A 19,818-nucleotide genomic window follows, 5' to 3' on the forward strand; every position below is an offset into this window, starting at 1 on the left:
GGTCTGTTGCAGCCCGAGGCGCTAGCGTAGCCACGGTCGAAGTTGCCGCAGGTGCGGCTTTTCGTTTTTTGGGGGAATGGCATGACCGAGGGATCGCAAGCGGGCCGACGCTCACCCGTGCTCGTCGTACTCGAGGCTGTCGACCGCGTGCTCGGGTGGGCCGAGCGGGTGATCGTGGCAGGCAGCGTGCTGGTCATGGCGCTGCTCATGGCCGCCCACGTGGTGGGCAATCTTGTCTTTGGCTCGGGCATTCCCGGCACGTACGAGATCACCGAGCTTTTGATCGTGGTCATGACGTTCGTGGGCGTGGGCTATGCCACGCGCTGTGCCCGCCATATCAGCATGTCGGCCATCTACGACACCCTGTCCGGCGCGCCGCGCAAGGCGCTGTTAATCCTCATCAGCCTGGGCACCGGGGCGCTGATGTTCTATTTCGCCTACAAGTCGGCCCAGTACGATCTTCAGATCTTCGATCGGGGCCGGGTCAGCTCGTCGGTTGGCATTCCACTATGGATGGTCTATCTGGCCTTGCCGATCGGCTTCTCGCTGGCCGGACTCCAGTATCTGTTGACCATCGTGCGCAACTTGGCAAGCCCCGGCACCTGGCGCTCGTTTCGTGAGCGCGAGGGCTATGCCGATGTCCCCGACTCGGGTGATGCCACCGACGGGGGCCTGTCATGACGCTTTGGCTGGGCTTGATCATGCTGGTGCTGCTGCTCATGGGCTTTCCCATGATGGTGCCGCTGGCCGTGGGAACATTGTTCATGATGTTCACGGGCATGACGTTTTTCGGCCCCGATCAGATGGTCTCGTGGATGATCACGGGCGTGGGCAGCTGGGTGCTGGCGGCGGTTCCGATGTTCATCTTCGCCGCGGATATCCTCACCAAGGGTCATACCGCCAACCGCTTGCTAGATCTGGTGGATTCGTTCACGCGCCACCTGCGCGGCGGCCTGCCGATCACCACCGCCGTCTCCTGTGCTCTGTTTGGTGCCGTGTCGGGCTCCACGCAGGCCACGGTGGTGGCCATGGGCGGGCCCATGCGCCCGCGCCTGCTCGCCAAGGGTTATTCCGATAGTTTTGCCCTGGCGCTGATCATCAACGCCTCCGATGTGGCCCTGCTGATTCCACCGTCCATCGGCTTCATCGTCTACGGCGTGGTGATGAAGACCTCGATCGGCGATCTGTTTCTGGCCGGTATCCTCCCCGGCCTGCTGATCATGCTGCTGTTCGCGCTCTATTGTTATATCGGCGCGCGGATCCAGAAGATCACGCCCGAGCCCAAGGCCAGCTGGGGCAACCGGCTGGTCGCATTACGGCGTACCCTGCTGCCGCTGGGCTTTCCGGTTCTGGTCGTCGGCGGCATCTACGGCGGTTATTTCAGCGCGGTGGAGGCCTCGGCCGTAGCCGTGGCCTATGCCTTCGTGCTGGAAGTCATCATCTATCGCCAGGTCAGTATCCGGGATCTGGGATCCATCGCGCTTTCGACCGGGCTGATCACCGCCGTAGTCTTCGTGCTCGTGGCCATGGGCGCTGCGTTTTCCCAGACCATCGGCACCGCGGGCATCCCCGAGGCCGTGCTGGGCCCGGCGATCGATGCCATTGGCACCAACCAGTTTTTGGCGCTTCTGTTGATCGCTGCCGCTTTCTTCGTCGGCTGTATGTTCGTCGACCCGATCGTGGTGATCCTGATTCTGGTGCCGATCTTCAAACCGCTGGTGGAATCCGCGGGGCTGGACCCGGTCCACGTTGGCGTGATCGTTACCCTGCAAGCCGCCATCGGCTCGGCCACGCCGCCGTTCGGCTGTGACATCTTCACCGCCATCGCCGTCTTTCGCCGACCGTACATGGATGTCATCCGCGGCACCCCGCCGTTCATCGCCATTCTCATGCTCGCGACCCTGATCCTTATCCTCTTCCCGCAGATCTCGTTGCTGCTGCCCTCGCTTGGGGGTGCTTCGTAGATCGGGGGCTTCGTTCTTTTAGGACTATCCGCAGATTTCGCAGATTTCGCAGATTTCGCAGATTTCGCAGATTTCGCAGATTTCGCAGATTGCACAGATTTTGCGGTTTGGCGGACGAATCGATGCGGACACGGGGCGCCTTTTGCCTCGTGCGCTTCGTTCCGCAAAGCATTTGTCCGCAGATGGACGCAGATTTACGCAGATGGCGGTTCGGCTTGTATGGCGCAGCAGAATCAAGGCGCCACGACTCTTGTCGGCTACGATTCCGCTTTCAAAAAACCAAGCTCTTCACAAGAGTCATCAAACGAGCACCGAAAGCCGTAGCGCCCGGATTTCTCTAGCGCGCCGCAGAGCAACCGCATCTGCGTAAATCTGCGTCCATCTGCGGATTGCCCTAAAGAACGAAGCCCCACACCAAATCGCGGGCACAAAAAAGCCGGGCCACGAAGGCCCGGCTGGCTTTGGCGGCGCGTGGCGCTTGATCAGTTTTTGGCGTTATCGAACTCGCGCAGCAGGATGTTCAGGGCTTCCTTGCCCTGGGCGCCGGTGTCTTTCACGAACGTCTGGCGCACCGGCTGGGCCAGTTTGCGGAAGGCGTTGCGCTGGGCATCGTCGAGTTTGATGACCTTGATATCCGACTTGGATTTGATGGTATCCAGGCGTTTTTCATTGAACTCGGACTGGATATCGTAGCCGGTCTTGACCAGACCCTGGGTCACGCTCTTGACCATTTTCTGCTGGTCGGCGGTGAGGTCTTGCCACCAGTCGAGGTTGCTCATCAGCGTGGCCACGAACTGCGACTGGTCGGCGAAGATCATGTAGTCCTGGACTTCATAAAAGCCCATTTCTTCATGCGCGAACACCGGCTGGATATTGCCCTCGGCCTGGCCCTGCTGCAGCGCGCTGTAGAGTTCGCCGTAGGCGATGCTGATGGGACTGGCGCCGTAGGCCTTGTAAGTGGCGCGCAAAAGGCTGTTGTCCATGACCCGAATCTGCAGGTTCTTCATATCGGCCGGTGTCTCGATCGCCTTGTTGGCGGTCCAGACCTGATAGCCCTCGGGCAGCTCGGCCAGCGGCTTCAGGCCGCGCTTGGCGAACGCATCCTGCCAGGGCTTGCTTTCGAGAAACGCCGGCGAGTTCAGAACCTGGGCGGTCTTCCACTGATCCGACGGCATGACGAAGTTCAGCGAGAGCAGCTGGGATTCAGGCACCGTACCGCCCAGCGCGCCCGAGCCGAAGCCGATCTGGATCGCCCCGCTCTGTACCGCGTCATACAGCGCGGAATAGGTTGACCCCCATTTGCCGTAAGGCAGCAGCTGCACGGTGATATCGCCGTCGCTCTTGGCCTCGATCTGTTTCTTGAACGCTTCGGCGTAGGCGTATTGCACGCTGGTCTTGGTCTCTTCCAGACCCACGCGCCAGGTTTCTGCCTGAGCCAGTGTGCTCATGCCGGCCAGGCCAAGCGCGGCTGCCGTGAATACGAATTGACGTAGTTTCATCATTGTCCCCCTTTGGATTGCAACGGCCTCAGATAAGAGCAAGGACGATGCCATGTCAACTGGGCGGGCTTTGTTTGGCCATACAACGACCGGCCTGATACGACGCCATATCCTGGTTTAAACTGCCGCGCATCCATACCGGCCGGGCCGTATCGCGACTCCGGCCATGACAAGGAATCCGCATGGAATATCGCCCGCTCGGCCAGACCGATATCAACGTCAGTGCCATCTGCCTCGGCACGATGACGTTCGGCGAGCAGAACACAGAAAGCCAAGCCCACGAGCAGCTCGATTACGCGACCGCCCACGGCGTTAACTTCATTGATGCCGCCGAGATGTATCCCGTGCCGCCCAAGGCCGACACTCAGGGCCGCACCGAGCAATATATCGGCAGCTGGCTGGCCAGGACCGGCAAGCGCTCTGATGTGGTGCTGGCCAGCAAGGTGACCGGGCATGCCCGCACCAATATGGATTATGTGCGCGACGGCGAAACCCCGCGCCTCAGCCCCGCCCATGTCCGGCGTGCCATCGAAGGCAGCCTGGCGCGTCTCCAGACCGATTATCTGGATCTCTACCAGCTGCACTGGCCGGATCGTTACACCAATTTCTTCGGCCAGCTCGGCTATTCTCATGACGCGGGCGAAACGCCGGTGGCCATCGAGGACACATTGGCCGAGCTCGGCAAGCTGGTCGACGAAGGCAAGATTCGTCATGTGGGCCTGTCCAACGAAAGCCCGTGGGGCACAATGCGCTTTCTGCGCGCGGCCGAAGTGCACGGCCTGCCGCGGGCCGTATCGATCCAGAACCCGTATTCCCTGCTCAACCGCACCTTCGAGATCGGGCTATCGGAGGTCGCGATTCGTGAACGGGTCGGCCTGCTGGCCTACTCGCCGCTGGCCTTCGGTATGCTCACCGGCAAGTATGAAAACGGCGCCAAGCCCGAAGGCGCGCGTCTGACCAAGTGGGAACGCTTTGCCCGCTATAACGGCGAGCGCGGCGTGGATGCCACCGCCCGCTACGTGGCCATCGCCCGCGAATACGGCCTCGACCCGGCCCAGATGGCGCTGGCCTTCGTCACCTCGCGCGATTTCGTCACCTCGAACATCATCGGGGCCACGACCATGGACCAGCTTAAGTCGAACATCGACTCTGCCGAGCTCACCCTGACCGACGAAATCCTCGAGAAAATCGAGGCCGTGCATGCGGCCAATCCTAATCCCTGTCCTTAGCGGGTTTGGCGGGTTGTTCTTTCAAGGCAATCCGCCGATGGCCGCCGATGAGCGCAGATAGCGGTTGAGCCACCGCGTGATTGATGGATCGGGGCGCTACGACTTGTAGCGCTCTGATTCGGCTTTTTTTGAAGACTATCCGCAGATTTCACAGATTGCGCAGATTTTGCGGTTAGGATGCCGAGACGCTGCGGGCACGGGGCGCTTCTTGTTTATATGCTTTGTTCGTGAAGGCAATCCGCAGATAGACGCCAATAAACACAGATGGCGCTTAGGCTTGCGGGGCGTTGCAGTATTGGTGGTGCCAAGACTTGGGTTACCTGCGACTCGGCCGACAAAGATCATTTCAAAAAAGCATTGATCGAGCACCGAAGGGCCGTGGCGCCCGAATTTTTCCAGCGCACGGCAGCCCAACCGCATTTGCGCTCATTGGCGTTCATTTGCGGATTATCTTAAGGAACGGAGACGCAGACCCGAGAAGCGCGTCAACCCAGTGACGACGCCTCGGCCAGACCGCCAAATCTGCGAAATCTGCGGATAAAAAAGCCATCAATCGAGCGCCAAGAGCGGTAACGCCCGTATCTTTCTAACGCACGGCGGATTAACCGCATCTGCGTAAATCGGCGTCCATCTGCGGATTGCCCTAAAGAACAAAGCCCCCGACCTGAGAGGCGCCCCGAGTCAGTAACAACGCCTCAGTCGAACCGCAGAATCTGTGCAACCTGTGAATTCTGCGGATAAAAAAAAGAGCCAGCTCGCACGAACCGGCTCTCTGGCACTCACGCTTACGGCGAACGATCAGCCGGCGGCTTGCTGTGCCGTTGTCGGATGTTCGCTGTTGGCCTCGGCGGCCGGGACATAGCGATAGTATTCGATGCCCACGTCGCGGAAGTCGGCACGATCGGTTTCGCCGATGAAGTCGACCACGAATTCGTCGCTGGCCGGGGCCGGTTCGACGTCGGCCGGGTGGCCGTCGTGGAGGGCGGCGTATTGGGTTTCGTCGAGGTTGAGCGGCTCCCCCAGTGCGGCCTGGAAATTGATCTTCGCCGCAGCGGCTTCCCAGCCTTCGACTACCCGCATCGGCAGGGCCTCGGCCGCGTCGCCACTGCCATAGCCTAGCGCCAGCCAGTGCTGGCCGCCCAGAGCCAACGTGGATTCATGCGCTTCGGTAAAGCCAGCGGCCAGCCAGGCCGGCAAGGCCGCGGTATACAGATTGCCCAGATCGCGCATGGTGTCGCTGCCCAGGCCCAGCTTGCCCGAAACCAGGTTGGTCCAGAGCTCGGTCTTGCGCAGATAACGCATCAAGTCGCCGGCCAGCGGAAAGGCATCGTCGCCCGAGGCCCCGGCCGCCACGCGCTCACGCATATTGGGTGAGGCACCGGCGATCTCGGCCAGTAGATCGTCAAAATCCACGCCCGCGCCATTGGCATATTCGGCCAACTCGGCGTGGTTGTCGGTATCGCCGTCGGCCAGGGCGAACAGATAGGCCATAGCCCAGCCCGCCGAGGGCATGCGGTGATACGGCCGGTGCATGAACACCGCGTCCACGGTATGGAAATAGTCCGCACGACGCCCGCCGCCCTGGCGGGCGAGCATGGCGTTCATGGCAGACCGCGTGGCGTCTACGTAGCAGCTGGTGGAATAACGGCCGTTGAAAACCGGCAGATCCTGCATCTGGCCGTCCGAGCGCTGGGGCTGATCCCGAAAGCGTGCAAAGGGCTTGCGGAAATCGACCATGCGATAGTCCGAGGCACTGCCCGAACGCGCCAAATCGATATGCAACAGTTTGGGTTCGGCTTCCAGCAGAATCGCCACGGCCCCCGCGCCCTGGGTCGGCTCACCGGTGGAGCCGCGTCCGTATTCGGCGATATCCGAACACACGACAATCGCCTTACGATGCGCGCCGTCGGTGGCCAGATAGCGCAACGCGCCCTTCATGGCATACACGCCGCCCAGACAGGCGTGCTTGAACTCGGGCACTTCGCACTCGCGCGACATGGCGGCTTTGCCGTGCGTGGCCAGCGCGTCGTCGAGCATGCCCTTGACGATCACGGCACCGGCCGAGTTGTCCGAGGACGACTCGGTGCCCAACGCCAGATAGCCGATATCCTGCGGGTCGATATCGTAGGCCTGAATCAAGCGCCAGACGGCGTTGGCGGCAAGCGTATAAACGCTCTGCTCGGGCCCGCGCATGCGAAAACTGTGACCCACGACCTTGCGGATTTTGTCCCACGGCTGGTTATTCCACTGACACCAGTCTTCGAGATTGACGCGATACGGCGGCAGATAAAGCGCCAGTCCACTGATACCCGGCATGGCATGCCTCGTCGGTTTGACGTCGCGCTGGGCGCGGCGATGGGTTTTAAGACCGCCATGCTAGCAAAGCGCGCCCTTGCACGCTCGCGGTGCACCGAGCAGTGCACGCCAAGATGCCGTATCCTTTCGCGCGAAACCGCCCTGCCGAGCCTGCCGACATGAGCCAAGCCAGTGCCCGCGCGCACAGCAACATCGCGCTGATCAAATACTGGGGCAAGCGCCAGACGCGGCTGAACCTGCCAGCGGTCGGCTCGATTTCAGTCACGCTGGACGATCTCTATACCGATACCACGGTCGTCTTCGACGAGGCCCTGCCCGCTGACCGGGCCCGTATCGGCGAGGCCGAGGTCGATACGGCACGTTTTTCCGAATTCGTGGATATCGTGCGCGAGGCCGCCGGCATCACCACGCGCGTGGATATCGCCTCAACCAACAATTTTCCGACCGGCGCGGGCCTGGCCTCCTCGGCCTCGGGTTTTGCCGCACTGGCGCTGGCCACGACACGCGCGGCAGGGCTTGATCTGTCGGCCCGTGAATTATCGATTCTGGCCCGGCGGGGTTCAGGCTCGGCCGCGCGCTCGATCTTTGGCGGCCTGGTGGAAATGCATCGCGGTGAGCGCACCGACGGCCAAGACGCCTTCGCCGAGCCGATGTTGACCGCCGATGCCTGGCCGCTGGAAGTCGTCGTCGCCATCACCGATACCGGTACGAAAAAGATCAACTCCACGGCCGGCATGAGCAGTCTGGATACCCGCTCAGATTACTACGAGGCCTGGGTGAATCGCGCCGAGGATGATCTGGCCGATATGCGCGCCGCGATTGCGGCCCGTGATTTCACCACCGTGGGCGCCCTGTCCGAGATGAGCTGCCTGAAGCTGCATGCGCTGATGCTCTCGACCCGCCCCGGGCTGATCTACTGGAACGCGGCCACGGTATCGGCCATGCACGCCGTGCGCGAAATGCGCGACAACGGCCTGGAGGCTTATTTCACGATCGATGCCGGCCCCCAGGTCAAGGCGCTGTGTGCCCCCGGCCAGGGCGCGGCGGTGGCCGCCGAGCTGGCCCGTGTGCCGGGCGTCATCGAAACCCGCCGGACGGGCCTGGGCCCCGACGCCCACTCTCAATGAACAGCGAGTCGATGACCGCCGGATCAATGAGCGCGGACACGATCCACGTCAGCGCGCCGGGCAAGCTGTTTCTGCTCGGCGAATACGCCGTGCTGGAAGGCGCACCCGCGCTGCTGACCGCCGTGGATCGGCGCGCGCATGTCCACGCCACCGTCATCGACGGGCCCGCCTGGCAGATCAGCGCGCCCAACCTCGGTATTCATGATCTGGTACTCGGCGCGCACGGAAAGCTGCCGGCCGAGCTGGATCCCGCGATGGTCGCGCATCTGAAAGTCTTCGATGCCGTGCGTGCCCTGGTGCAGGCTCGCGCCACGGCCGCCCTGCCCGCGCTTTGTCTTCATATCGATACGCGTGATTTTGCCGCCGACGGCTACAAGCTGGGCCTGGGCTCGAGTGCAGCCGTGGCGGCAGCACTCACCGCGGCCCTGACCACGGCAGCCGGCATGACATTGGCCCGGGCCGAGCTGGCCGCCTGGGCCATCGCAGCCCATCGCGCGGCCCAGAACGGCACCGGCAGCGGCGGCGATGTGGCTGTCTCGGTCTATGGCGGCGTGATCAGCTATGTACGCGATACGCCGCCCGTATCGCTGGCCTGGCCAGAACGATTGATCGGCCGTGCTGTCGTGACCGGCCAAGGGGCGAGCACGCCGGATCTGGTCGGCCGCGTCTATGCCTACGGCGAACGCGATGCCGCCGGTTTTGCCCGTGATATCCAGCGTCTGGCCACGCTGGCCGACAGCGCGGCCGCCGCAGTTGATGACACGCCCGCGTTCCTCGATCTCGCGACGCAGTATTTCAGCGCCCTGAAAACACTCGACGCGCACGCCGCAGCCGGTATCGTCAGCCCGCGCCACGATACCCTGGCCGCACTGGCCGAGACACACGGTGGCCGCTTCAAAAGCTCCGGCGCCGGCGGCGGCGATGTCGGGCTCTTGTTTGCGGATCGCTCGATCATGCGTGCCCGTCTGTTCGAGGCGTTCCATGAGGCCGGCGCCGACGTGCTGGATCTCGGCTTTGCCGCGCCCGGCCTGATCCACGAGCCGCGCTGAGCCTCTTGCGGCATACGGCGTTAGACTACTGTATTCGACACCGATCGCTGTCCCCGGCCTCGATCGTTTTTTCGCAGAGGACTTCACCGGCATGAGCCATTCCCGCATCCCGCAGTTCTACAAGTTCTCGGTGGCCGATCGGCTGCGTGCCCTGCTCGAGCGCGAGGTCATCAGCGAGATCGAATACGATGCGCTGATGGACGGCACCCATCTACTGGATGCTGATACCGCCGACCGGCTGATCGAGAACGTCATCGGCGCCTTTGGCCTGCCGATGGGCCTGGGGCTCAATTTTCAGATCAACGAGCGGGATTATCTGATCCCCATGGTCGTCGAAGAGCCCTCGATCATCGCCGCCGTGTCGTCGGCGGCCAAGCTGATCCGGCGCTCGGGCGGGTTTTCGTCGGTGGCCGAACGGCCGATGCTCATCGGCCAGATTCAGGTGGTCAACGTTCCGCACGCCGCCCATGCCAAGCAGGCCGTGCTGCATGCCAAGGAAGAGATCCTCAATCTGGCCAACAGCCTGCACCCGAACATGGTCGCCCGCGGCGGCGGCGCGCATGACGTCGAGGTCGTCACCCACGGGGCCACGGCCAACCACGGCGAAATGCTGGTGGTGCATCTGGTGGTCGATACGCGTGACGCCATGGGCGCGAATCTCGTCAACACCATGTGTGAGGGCGCAGCCCCCCTGGTGGAAAAGATCACCGGCGGCGAAGTGTTCCTGCGGATTCTGTCGAACCTGACCGACCGGGCGCTGGTACGCGCGCGGGCCGTGATCGCGCCCGAGTCCCTGGCTACGGGCGATCGCGCGGGTACCGAAGTACGCGACTCGATCATCCTGGCCAACGAATTCGCCGAGATGGATCCTTATCGGGCCACGACCCATAACAAGGGCATCATGAACGGCATCGATGCCGTGGCGATCGCCACCGGCAACGATTGGCGGGCCATCGAGGCCGCTGCCCATGCCTATGCCGCGCGCACCGGGCGGTATCGCTCGTTGACCCGCTGGTTTGCCGACGCCGAGGGCAATCTCGTGGGCGAGCTGGAAATGCCGCTCAAGGTGGGCACGGTCGGCGGCCAGGTCGAGTCCAACCAGGCGGTCAAGATCGCCCATCGCGTATTGAACATCGCCTCGGCGGCCGAGCTGGCCGAGGTGATCTGTGCCGTGGGCCTGGCTCAGAACTTCGCGGCCATCAAGGCGCTGTCGACCGACGGCATTCAGCGCGGGCACATGACCCTGCACGCGCGCAGTGTGGCCATGGCCGCGGGGGCCACCGAGGCCAATTTCGACGATGTGGTCGACCGGCTGGTGGCCGGCGGTGATATCAAGGTCTGGAAAGCCCGCGAGATCATCGCCGAGCTGGACGGTGAGCACCCGTCAAGCGACAAGGCGGCCCAGACACAGCCCAAGACCGATATCGTGGGCCACGGCGACGCCACGGGTGATTTCGGCTACGGCAAGATCATCGTGCTGGGTGAGCATTCCGTGGTCTATGGCCGGCATGCCATTGCCGCCCCGATACCGCTGAACGTACGCGCCGAGGTTCGGCCACAGGATCAGGATATCGATCTGTTGATTCCGCGCTGGGGCGTGGAAATGCGCTTTTCCGAGCCCGAGGGCAAGATCAGCTCGTTGCACGAATCGATCACGTTGATTGCCGAGCGCCTGGGTGTGGCCGATCGCGGCATGCGTATCGATGTGTTCCCACGGGTGCCGCGCGCCAACGGCCTGGGGGCATCGGCTGCCCTGGCCGTGGCCGTGATTCGGGCCATGGCGCGTGCGTTTTCAATCGAGATGTCCGATCGCGAGATTTCGAACCTGGCCTACGACGTCGAAAAGATCGCCCACGGCACCCCCAGCGGCATCGACAACACGCTGGCCACCTTCGGCCGGCCGATTCTGTTCCGCAAGGACAACCCCCAGGCCCGCGCCGAGATTCGTGATCTGGCCACATCGCGCCCGATCCCCGTGGTCATCGGCCTGTCCGGCGTGGCGACATTGACCGCCCAGACCGTGGGCAACGTGCGCGCGGCCTGGCAGAAGAACCCGGCCCGCTACGAAGCCATCTTCGACCAGATTGATGGCCTGGCGCTGGCCGGCGTGGATGCCCTGGCCCGCGGCGATATCGCCGAGCTGGGGGACTTGATGAATATCGATCACGGCCTGCTCAACGCCCTGCAAGTCTCCTCCTGGGAGATCGAGGAACTGGTCGAGATCGCCCGCTCCAACGGCGCGCTGGGCGCCAAGCTCACCGGCGGCGGCGGCGGCGGCGCGATGATCGCGGTGGCCGAAAGCGATCGCGTCGAGGGCGTGGCTGCTGCCATGCGCGCAGCCGGCTACAATAGCTTCATTACGGAAATCCGCTCATGAGTCATGCCATGAACGAATCAAGCGCCAGCGGCCAGGCCCGCATCGTGTCTTTCGACGACGAGCCGCTCATCCTGGTCGACGCCGACGACAACGTCATCGGCCATATGGAAAAAGCCCGGGCCCATGAGGGCGAAGGCGTACTGCACCGCGCGTTCTCTATCTTCCTGTTCAACAGCGATGGCCACGTGCTCATGCAGCAACGCGCGGCCGGCAAGCAGCTCTGGGGCGGGTTCTGGTCCAACAGCGTATGCAGCCATCCGCGCCGCGGCGAAACCGTGGCTGATGCCGCCCGGCGACGCCTGGAGGAAGAGATCGGTGTCGTGGCCGACGTGCATTATCTCTATACGTTCGAGTATCACGCCCAGTTCGGCGAGATCGGCGCCGAGCACGAGATGTGCGCCGTGTTCTTTGCCCGGTCAGACATGGCCGTCACCGGCAACCCGACCGAGATCGCGGATTTCGCCTTCATGGCGCCCGAAACGCTGGACGACGCCCTCGCCACTGACCCGGAGCGCTATACCCCGTGGCTGAAGATGGAATGGCCACGTATTCGCGACGCCCACTGGGACGAAGTCACTGCCCCACCCCGGGCGGGCTGACGCATCGTCCAAACGAATCAAGCCGGCTACATGCCGGCTTTTTTGTTGGCCCGCGCGTGAACAAGACAATCCGCCGGTGATCACCGATGGCCGCCGATGAAAAGCCGGAGAAGTCGAGGGGAAAACGCTCGTGTTCCGGCACGAACCAGCGGTTATTCCGTCCGCAAATGAACGCGAATACGCGCGAATTAATACAGGCATTTGTCCGCAGATGACAGCCGATAAATACCGACTGAAGATGACATATTTTAGGGCGTGTCTTTCATCCGAGCGACGAGGCAACTCGGCTTCCAATGCCCCGCATCATCTTCATCTGCATCAATCGGCGTCCATCTGCGGATTGTCTACTTCTTTATTATCCGCGTGTGTTCGCGTCCATTTACGAACGCTAAAAATCAGCTCTCGTCAGCCTCGTCGGTCTTGTCCAGCACGCTATCGCTGGCCGGCGCTTCGCCGCTACCGCCCTTGGCCTCGAGTGCGGCTGACGGGCGGGTGCTGGTGTCCGAGCTTTCGGCCACGGCGACGTTGGGGATCGACGGATACTTGGCCAGCTGTTTCTGATACTGATCCAAAAACCCCTCGGGGCCGTTTTCACGGATCGAGCTGGTGTACTGGCCGCGTTTGAGGGCCAGGTCGCTTACGCCCTTGGCCACGACGTTGACGATCTTCCACTCCCCGCTGCTATGGTCCAGTACGTAATTGATCGGGATGGTTTTGCCGTCGGCATGGATGACGGTATTGACCTGGGCACGCCCGCCGGGAGCATCGCCCGTGCTCTTGATCTCGAACGACTGGCCGGAAAAACTCTTGAAGCGCGAGGCATACGTCGCGATCGTGTCCTTGCGGAACATGGCCTGATACTGGGTGCGCTGCTCGGCGTTGAGTTTGCTCCAGGCGCTGCCCAGCGCCAGGCGCGCGATGCGGTCCAGGTCGAAGGCATCATCAATCACCGGGGCCAGTTTCTTGTAGCGCCCGTCGAACCCCAGGCTGTCGGCCTGTTTCATCGTGGCGATCAGCGTGTCGTCCAGGTTCTGAACCACGCTTTTGGCCGGGGCCGCCGCCGCCGCAGTCCAGACACTGATGCTGGCACACAACACGGTGAGGCCGATCAGGCCCTTGAGCAGACGTGTCGCTGACTTCATAAGATTTCCTTGGCTTGGTTCCCGGCGACCCATAAGGCCTTGGATTGTTCGAGCCCTGTATATGGGGTTCTGGCCGGCATCAACAAGCGAATTACATCGCGTACAACGTGTCTGCCTGCTGAACACCCCGCCACTCACGGGTCGCGCTGATAATCCCGCCCGCGCCACGCGCTGCGCAGGCCGCGCCAGTAGCGGGCTGCCGATGACCAGGTCATGACCAGATAGACCGTGCCGATGATCGGCATGGCCAGCGCCCAAGCCCCGGCCTGGCGATAGAACAACAGCGTGGGCAGATAACTGATCGCCATGAGAATCCACGCCAGCGCGCCCAACGCATCGGTCACCGGCCCGCCGACCAAGAGCGCGACCGGCGGCACCCAGAACATCACGATCATGGCCACGGTGCAGATCCCCAGCAACCACCGCGAATAGCGCAGCTGGCTATAAGCCGAGCGCGCGACCATCCCGTGAATGCCCGAGATGTCATCGTAGCCGCGCAGGCTGATCGCCGAGCGCGTCACGCCAACCCAGGTTCGCCCGCCGGCGTTTCTGACACAGCGTGCTAGCGTGCAGTCGTCGATGATCGCATCATGAAGTGCACCAAAGCCGCCGATACGCGATAGCGTGGCCCGCTCGATGAGCACACAGCCGCCCGCCGAGGCCGCGATCCAGCGTGAGCCGGCGTTGGACAGGGCAAACGGATACAACAGTTTGAAGAAATAGATGAAGGCCGGGATGAGCAGCTTCTCGGCCAGGCTGGCCATGCGCAAATGCGCCATGAGCGAGACCAGCGCCCGATCTTCGGCGATCGCCTTGTGCTTCAAACCGGCGATGGTGCCGGGGGCGATCTTGATATCGGCGTCCAGCAACACCACGCGCGGCGTGGTGACGTGCTGGCGGGCCTGTTCCAGCGCCCAGAGCTTGCCGGTCCAGCCGTCGGCCAGCGGCGCGCCGGTCAGCACGTGTAGACGCTCGAGCCCGCTGGCGCGTGCGATATCCGCCGTGCCGTCGGTGGAGTTATCGTCGACGAGGATCACCGACAGCCCCTGGCCTTGCGCCCGCAGCGCCGCCAGCGTCTCGTGAATGGACTCGGCCTCGTTGCGGGCGGGCACGATCACCGTGGTATCCGATAAATCGGCGCCTTCGGCGTCGCGCGGCTCGGCGGCAAAGCGCTCACGCATGAGCCACGGCAGCCAGGGCTGTAGAACAACGCCCAGCCAGATGACCAGCGAAGCCACGGCCAGCCACAAAAGGATCGAGTCGAACATCGTGTTTTTCGGGTTGGCCCGCCGCCCATGAAAAAGGCCGCCGGTCCCCCGACGGCCTTTGTTTCAGGCAGCGACTGCGTGATCGCCTAGCTGATTTCTTTTTCCTTGCCCGCGTCGCTGGCGCTACGCCGCCCGATCGAGGAAATCGGGATACGCGTGGCCGTGGCCTGGGCACGATCGCCGTAGAGAATCGGCAGCTCTTCGGCGAAGTCGCCGGTCAGATCCGGGCCTTTCATCATGACCTTGAGCGCCTTCAGCGGGTGCTTGAAGGTGTCTTCGACGGCCGTGCCTTCGTAGCCACAGTGCGCCATGCAGTTGTCGCATTTCGGGTTGCGGCCCACGCCGTAGTTTTCCCACTGCGTGTTTTCCATCAAGCCCTTGTAGGTCTTCTCGTAACCTTCGTCGACGAGCAGATAGCACGGCTTCTGCCAGCCAAAGACGTTGTAGGTCACGTTCGACCAGGGCGTGCACTGGTAGGTTTCGTTGCCGGCCAGGAAGTTCAAAAACAGCGAGCTGTGGTTGAGCTTCCAGTCCGAGCCGCGCTCGCGGCCCTTGGCAAAGATGTCACGGAACAGGTTCTTGGCCTTCGAGCGGCCCAGGAACACGTCCTGACGCGGGGCATGCTCGTAGGAGTAGCCCGGCGAGACCATGATGCCTTCCACGCCCAGATCGGTGACGTAGTCGAAGAAGTCGGCGACCTCTTCCGGCACTTCGCCGTCGAACAGCGTGCAGTTGATGGTCACGCGGAAGCCGCGGTCGCGGGCCATTTCGATGGCCTCGACGGCTTTTTCGAACACGCCTTCCTGACAGACGGATTCATCGTGACGCTCTTTCAGACCGTCCAGATGCACCGACCACGTGAAGTAGGGCGACGGCTCGTAGTCGTCCATCTTCTTCTTCATGAGCAGGGCGTTGGTGCACAGATAGACAAACTTCTTGCGCGCCACGATGCCCTTGATGATCTCGGGCATGCCCTTGTGGATCAGCGGCTCGCCGCCGGGAATAGACACCATCGGCGCATCGCATTCGTCCACCGCGTTCAGAGCATCCTCAACGCTCATGCGTTGTTTCAGAATGTCCTTGGGGTGATCGATCTTGCCGCAGCCGGCACAGGCCAGATTGCACTGGAACAACGGCTCCAGCATCAGCACCAGCGGATAGCGTTCGACGCGGGCGAGCTTCTGTTTCATCAGATAGCTGGCCACACGGTACTGTTGAATCAGCGGTACGGACATTTGAACCTCTTGTTTGCACCCGGCGCATTAAAGACGACGCAGGGGTTACGGCACATATCGATCAGCCGTCGTGCTGCGGCTGCATTATACATACAGACGGACAATCAAACCGTATTGTTGCATATCACGGCGCTATGATCTCGTCGAAGGCGGCAAGCAGTTCAGCCATGTCGCGCGTGTCCAGATCGCCCATGGTCGAAATACGAAAGATATCGTCGGCCAGCGCGCCCTGCCCGGCATAGATCACGAACCCCGCCTGTTTCAAGTGATCGTGCAGCCGCGCGTAGGACACCCCCGACGGTAGCCTATAGCTGCGCAGCACACAGGAAACGGCTTCGCGGGCCACGATTTCGGTGATGCCGCGTGCAGCCAGGCCATCACCCACCTGATCGGCCAGGGCGCGGTAATGGGTGCGGCGTACCGGCCAGCCGCCGGCCTCGGCGTGTTCGGCGAGGGCAGCATCCAGCCCATAGAACGCCGGAATACCCGGCGTGAACGGCGTGCCGCGCTCGGCCTGCTTGGCCGCGTATCCGGCCAGATCCAGATACAGCGCCCGGGTGGTGGCGTCGGCCAGCGCGCTATGGCGCACGATGACGAATGCCGCCCCCGGCGCGCCGTGCAGGCATTTATTGGCCGTGGCGGCTACAGCGCTCACGGCCGGGGCGAACGCGATCGCCTCGGCGCCGAAGCTTGAGACCGCATCGACCAACAAGGCCACGCCGCGCGTCTCGCAGACTGCGGCAATCGCGGCGATATCGTTCAAACGCCCGGTGGTGGTTTCGTGATGCACCACGGCCACGTGCGTGGGCGCGTGCGCCTGAATCATCTTGGCCAGCTGTCGATCATCGATCGCCTGGCCCCAGGCCAGATGCCACGCCACGTGCGCGATGCCGTGAACCTCGGCCATGCGCGTCATGCGCTCGCCGTAGACGCCGTTTTCGATCACCAGCAGCTTGTCATTGGGCCCGGGCAACGAGGCGATCATCGCTTCCACCGCCGACGTGCCCGAGCCGCTGATCAATACCGGCGCCCAGGTGGCGCCGTCGTTGTCATAGACCGCCAGCAGGCGGGCGCGAATCCGGTCCTGCATGTCGAAGAACTCGGGTTCGCGATGACACAGATCGGGCCCGGCAAGCGCGTCTCGCACGCGCGGGGTCAGCGTCACCGGGCCGGGATTGAGCAATCGCAGGCCGTTCATGGCGATACCGCGCCGATATGGGCCATCAGTCGGTCCTTGATCTCGACCGGCGAGGCCGCGGGCCGCGGCAGGCCGGCGGCGGCGATACCCGGCTCGATATGCAGATGCGCGAACGCCGGGCCCTGCGAGCTGCCGGCCAGCATCTGATCGATGATCGTCCGATCGTGGCCTTCATGAACCGTGCGATAACCACAGGCGGCTGCGATGGCGCCGAACGACAGCCCGTCAGAGACCGTGGCCTGGCCGCCGGTGGACTCGTGCATGCCGTTATCCAGCAGCAGATGCGCCAGGTTGGTCGGCCCGTAGGCAGCCAGCGTGGCCATGGCCCCCAGACGCATGAGTGCCGCCCCGTCGCCGTCGATGACGATGATCTTCAGATCCGGCCGGGCCAGCGCCAGCCCCAGGCCCAGGGCCGGCGCGCAGCCCATCGAGCCGACCATGTAAAGATGATTGGCCCGATCGGCCAGGCCATAAAGCGCGCGCCCGGCATAGCCGGTCGAGGCAATGACGACCGTGTCAGTCTCGTCGGTGCGCGCCACGAGATGGCCCAGGGCATCGTCTCGCGTCAAAGCCGGCAGATCGGGACGACGGCGCGGCGCCGGCCGATAAGTGATCGCGCCGCGGCTCTGGCTGGGTGAGCCGGTCTCACACAGCGCGGCCGGCGCCACGGTGTCTTTTTTCATGATCAGACAGTACGGGCGGCCCGTGGCCTGCATATGCGCCTCGGCACGAGCAAGCGCCGGTTCGATAGCCTCTGCCTCATCGGGAAAGAATTCCCAGGGGATCTCCATCGTTGTCAGCATGTCGGTGGTGATCTGGCCCATCAGTTCATGCTGGGGCTCGTCGGCGACCTCCGGCGCACCGCGCCAGGTGACGATGAGCAGGATCGGCAGGCGAAAGACCCAGTTCAACGAGGTCAACGGGCTGACCGCGTTGCCCAGCCCCGAATTCTGCATCATGGCCACCGCGCGCTTGCCCGCCAGCGCCTGGCCGGCGGCGATGGCCACGGCATCGCCCTCATTGGCCGCCGAGATATAAGACAGCTCGTCGGCATCGATCACGGTATTGATGAACGGTGTCAGAAACGAGCACGGCACGCCGGCATAGTGGCCGTAGCCGTAGGCCGCGGCGGCGTCGATGAAATCACGGGCTTGGATCATCGGTGGTCTCCGTAGGCAAAGGCCTGGGCCGCACGCAGATCGTCCAGATCGTTGACGTCCAGCCAGTGGCCGGTGATGTAAATGACGTTCACACGTCGTCCGGCGGCCAGCAAGGTATTGAGTAGATCGGGCACGCCGGCGGTTTCGAACCGGCCCTGGCCGCGTAGTGTCTCGAGTGCCTCGGCAATCCAGGCCCGGCCGATGCCGCGGCTGCGCATGATGCCGATCCAGCGCCCCTCCGGCGGGCGCGCCGGCGCATCGGTGGCCCCGACGTGTTCGAGGGTCACGCTTTGCGCGAACAACGAGCGATCATCGGCTGCGCTGCACCAGGCCGGATCACGCGCCGGGGCGCGGGTATCCCGCGGCTGGGAATCGACCACCACGGTGATCTCGTGATCGGTTTCCAGTAAATCCGTGAGTACGTGGCGCCGGAACAACAGATCGCCGTAGATGATCAGATTGTCATCGCCGAAATGGTCGCGGGCACAGTTCAGGGAGGCCAGCTCGCCGGTGGTTTCATAAGCCGGGTTCTCCACGATCTTCACGCCGGCCACATCGATCGTTTCCGCCCGGTAGCCGGCCACGGCCGTGATGTCATGCAGCCCGTGCTGCTTGAAGACATCGACCAGATGCCTCAAGAGCGGCTTGCCGGCGACTTCCAGCATGGCCTTGGGCCGGCCTTCGGTCACCGATTCCAGCCCCTCGCCGCGTGCGGCCGCCAGCACGAGTGCATGGGTGGCGGCACCGGCATCGCCGCCGTAGCGCTTCTCGGCTTCGCGCAGTTCGGGATCCCCCTGCAGTCGAAAGATCTCGGATACCGGGGCGATCCGATCCTCCACGCCGGTCAGCGTTTCGGTCTCGCGAATCTCGCGCACGGTGCGCTGCATGGCCGTGACCGCCGAGCGCACGGTGTGATTGGCCCAGATGACCAGGCTGATACCGGCCTTGCGAAAGACATCGGTCGGGGTGGAGTAATACTTCGTGGGCACGATGACGAGCGGACAGGAGCCGTCCCAGGCCGCCGCAAAGCGCTGGATATTGTCGAAGCTGCGTGCCTTGTCGTGGATCAGGACCGCATCGGCCCCGGCCGCCTGATAGGCCTTGGCCCGATCCAGTGCCTCCTCGACCGACCAGCCGGCGATCAACGCTTCCACCCGGGCCACGATGCAGAAATCGGGATCCGCCTGGGCATCCTTGCCGGCCCGGATCTTGCCGCAGAACTCATCGACATCGGCCAGAGGCTGGCGCTCGCCGTCGATGAAACTGTTGGTCTTGGGAAACAGCTTGTCCTCGATGCATACCCCGGCCACGCCGCGAGACTCGAGCTTGGTGACCAGCCGGCGCAGGTTGTTGAAGTTGCCATAGCCGGTATCGCCGTCCAGCAGAATCGGCACCTCGGTGGCATCGGCCATGAACTCCACGGCTTCCAGCACCTGGGTCCAGCTCGCCTCGTTGGAATCGCGCACACCAAAAGCCGCCGACAGCGCCAGGCCCGACGCCCAGATACCGGCAAATCCGGCCTCCTCGACGATCCGCGCCGACAAACCGTTATGGGCTTCCATGATGAATTCGAGCTGGCCACTGTCCAGCAGCTGACGCAGGGCACGGGCTTTTGAGGGTCGCTTGGGCATGCGCGTTGTCGTCATCGGTGGTCA

General features: G+C 63.3%; 15 protein-coding genes. 7 read left to right on the forward strand and 8 right to left on the reverse strand.

Features of this window, described 5'->3' with window-relative positions; genetic code table 11:
- Positions 1-81 precede the first annotated feature (81 nt).
- Together SAJA_RS05090 and SAJA_RS05095 are read left to right on the forward strand one after the other, a co-directional pair.
- Positions 82-681, forward strand: a complete 600-nt coding sequence (locus tag SAJA_RS05090) for a TRAP transporter small permease (RefSeq protein WP_123657586.1) — start codon at positions 82-84, stop codon at positions 679-681.
- Positions 678-1,964 (forward strand): TRAP transporter large permease, encoded by a 1,287-nt coding sequence (locus SAJA_RS05095; RefSeq protein WP_123657587.1) that lies wholly within the window; start codon positions 678-680, stop codon positions 1,962-1,964. The genes SAJA_RS05090 and SAJA_RS05095 overlap by 4 nt, the downstream gene beginning before the upstream one ends.
- Before the next feature lie 482 nt (positions 1,965-2,446).
- On the opposite strand, the gene dctP is transcribed toward SAJA_RS05095, so the two are convergent.
- Positions 2,447-3,463 carry a TRAP transporter substrate-binding protein DctP gene (gene dctP, locus SAJA_RS05100; protein ID WP_123657588.1) on the reverse strand — a complete coding sequence of 339 codons (1,017 nt, stop codon included), beginning with the start codon at positions 3,461-3,463 and terminating at the stop codon, positions 2,447-2,449.
- 182 nt (positions 3,464-3,645) lie between these two features.
- On the opposite strand from dctP, the gene SAJA_RS05105 reads away from it, so the two are divergent.
- Positions 3,646-4,692 carry an NADP(H)-dependent aldo-keto reductase gene (locus tag SAJA_RS05105; RefSeq protein ID WP_123657589.1) on the forward strand — a complete coding sequence of 349 codons (1,047 nt, stop codon included), beginning with the start codon at positions 3,646-3,648 and terminating at the stop codon, positions 4,690-4,692.
- A 798-nt stretch (positions 4,693-5,490) separates the two neighbouring features.
- Here the strand turns inward: SAJA_RS05105 and SAJA_RS05110 are convergent.
- Entirely contained in the window at positions 5,491-7,008 is a 1,518-nt protein-coding gene (locus SAJA_RS05110) for a hydroxymethylglutaryl-CoA synthase family protein (protein WP_123657590.1), read from the reverse strand.
- A 158-nt stretch (positions 7,009-7,166) separates the two neighbouring features.
- Between SAJA_RS05110 and mvaD the strand changes: the two genes are divergently transcribed.
- The 4 genes from mvaD to idi all read left to right on the forward strand — a co-directional run bounded on the left by mvaD (position 7,167) and on the right by idi (position 12,160).
- Positions 7,167-8,135: a diphosphomevalonate decarboxylase gene (gene mvaD, locus SAJA_RS05115; RefSeq protein ID WP_123657591.1), complete on the forward strand. Its 969-nt coding sequence runs from the start codon at positions 7,167-7,169 to the stop codon at positions 8,133-8,135.
- Between the two features lie 11 nt (positions 8,136-8,146).
- Positions 8,147-9,184: a mevalonate kinase family protein gene (locus SAJA_RS05120; RefSeq protein ID WP_184999755.1), complete on the forward strand. Its 1,038-nt coding sequence runs from the start codon at positions 8,147-8,149 to the stop codon at positions 9,182-9,184.
- Positions 9,185-9,275: 91 nt separating this feature from the next.
- Positions 9,276-11,561, forward strand: coding sequence for a hydroxymethylglutaryl-CoA reductase, degradative (locus tag SAJA_RS05125; RefSeq protein ID WP_123657593.1), 2,286 nt, complete (start codon positions 9,276-9,278; stop codon positions 11,559-11,561).
- 8 nt (positions 11,562-11,569) lie between these two features.
- A complete protein-coding gene (gene idi / locus SAJA_RS05130) occupies positions 11,570-12,160 on the forward strand; it encodes an isopentenyl-diphosphate Delta-isomerase (RefSeq protein WP_123657594.1) in 591 nt (196 codons plus the stop codon).
- 395 nt (positions 12,161-12,555) lie between these two features.
- On the opposite strand, the gene SAJA_RS05135 is transcribed toward idi, so the two are convergent.
- The 6 genes from SAJA_RS05135 to aepX all read right to left on the reverse strand — a co-directional run bounded on the left by SAJA_RS05135 (position 12,556) and on the right by aepX (position 19,794).
- Entirely contained in the window at positions 12,556-13,302 is a 747-nt protein-coding gene (locus tag SAJA_RS05135; RefSeq protein WP_184999756.1) for an ABC transporter substrate-binding protein, read from the reverse strand.
- A 134-nt stretch (positions 13,303-13,436) separates the two neighbouring features.
- Positions 13,437-14,570: a glycosyltransferase gene (locus SAJA_RS05140; RefSeq protein ID WP_123657596.1), complete on the reverse strand. Its 1,134-nt coding sequence runs from the start codon at positions 14,568-14,570 to the stop codon at positions 13,437-13,439.
- A gap of 86 nt (positions 14,571-14,656) precedes the next feature.
- A complete protein-coding gene (hpnH, locus tag SAJA_RS05145; protein WP_123657597.1) occupies positions 14,657-15,805 on the reverse strand; it encodes an adenosyl-hopene transferase HpnH in 1,149 nt (382 codons plus the stop codon).
- Positions 15,806-15,929: 124 nt separating this feature from the next.
- Positions 15,930-16,994, reverse strand: coding sequence for a 2-aminoethylphosphonate aminotransferase (locus SAJA_RS05150; protein ID WP_123657675.1), 1,065 nt, complete (start codon positions 16,992-16,994; stop codon positions 15,930-15,932).
- Positions 16,995-16,999: 5 nt separating this feature from the next.
- Positions 17,000-18,163 (reverse strand): phosphonopyruvate decarboxylase, encoded by a 1,164-nt coding sequence (gene aepY, locus SAJA_RS05155; RefSeq protein WP_123657598.1) that lies wholly within the window; start codon positions 18,161-18,163, stop codon positions 17,000-17,002.
- A complete protein-coding gene (aepX, locus tag SAJA_RS05160) occupies positions 18,160-19,794 on the reverse strand; it encodes a phosphoenolpyruvate mutase (protein WP_221180134.1) in 1,635 nt (544 codons plus the stop codon). The genes aepY and aepX overlap by 4 nt, the downstream gene beginning before the upstream one ends.
- Between the last annotated feature and the right edge of the window lie 24 nt (positions 19,795-19,818).

Origin of the sequence: Salinisphaera japonica YTM-1 (assembly GCF_003788585.1) — a bacterium.
GTDB classification, from domain to species: domain Bacteria; phylum Pseudomonadota; class Gammaproteobacteria; order Nevskiales; family Salinisphaeraceae; genus Salinisphaera; species Salinisphaera japonica.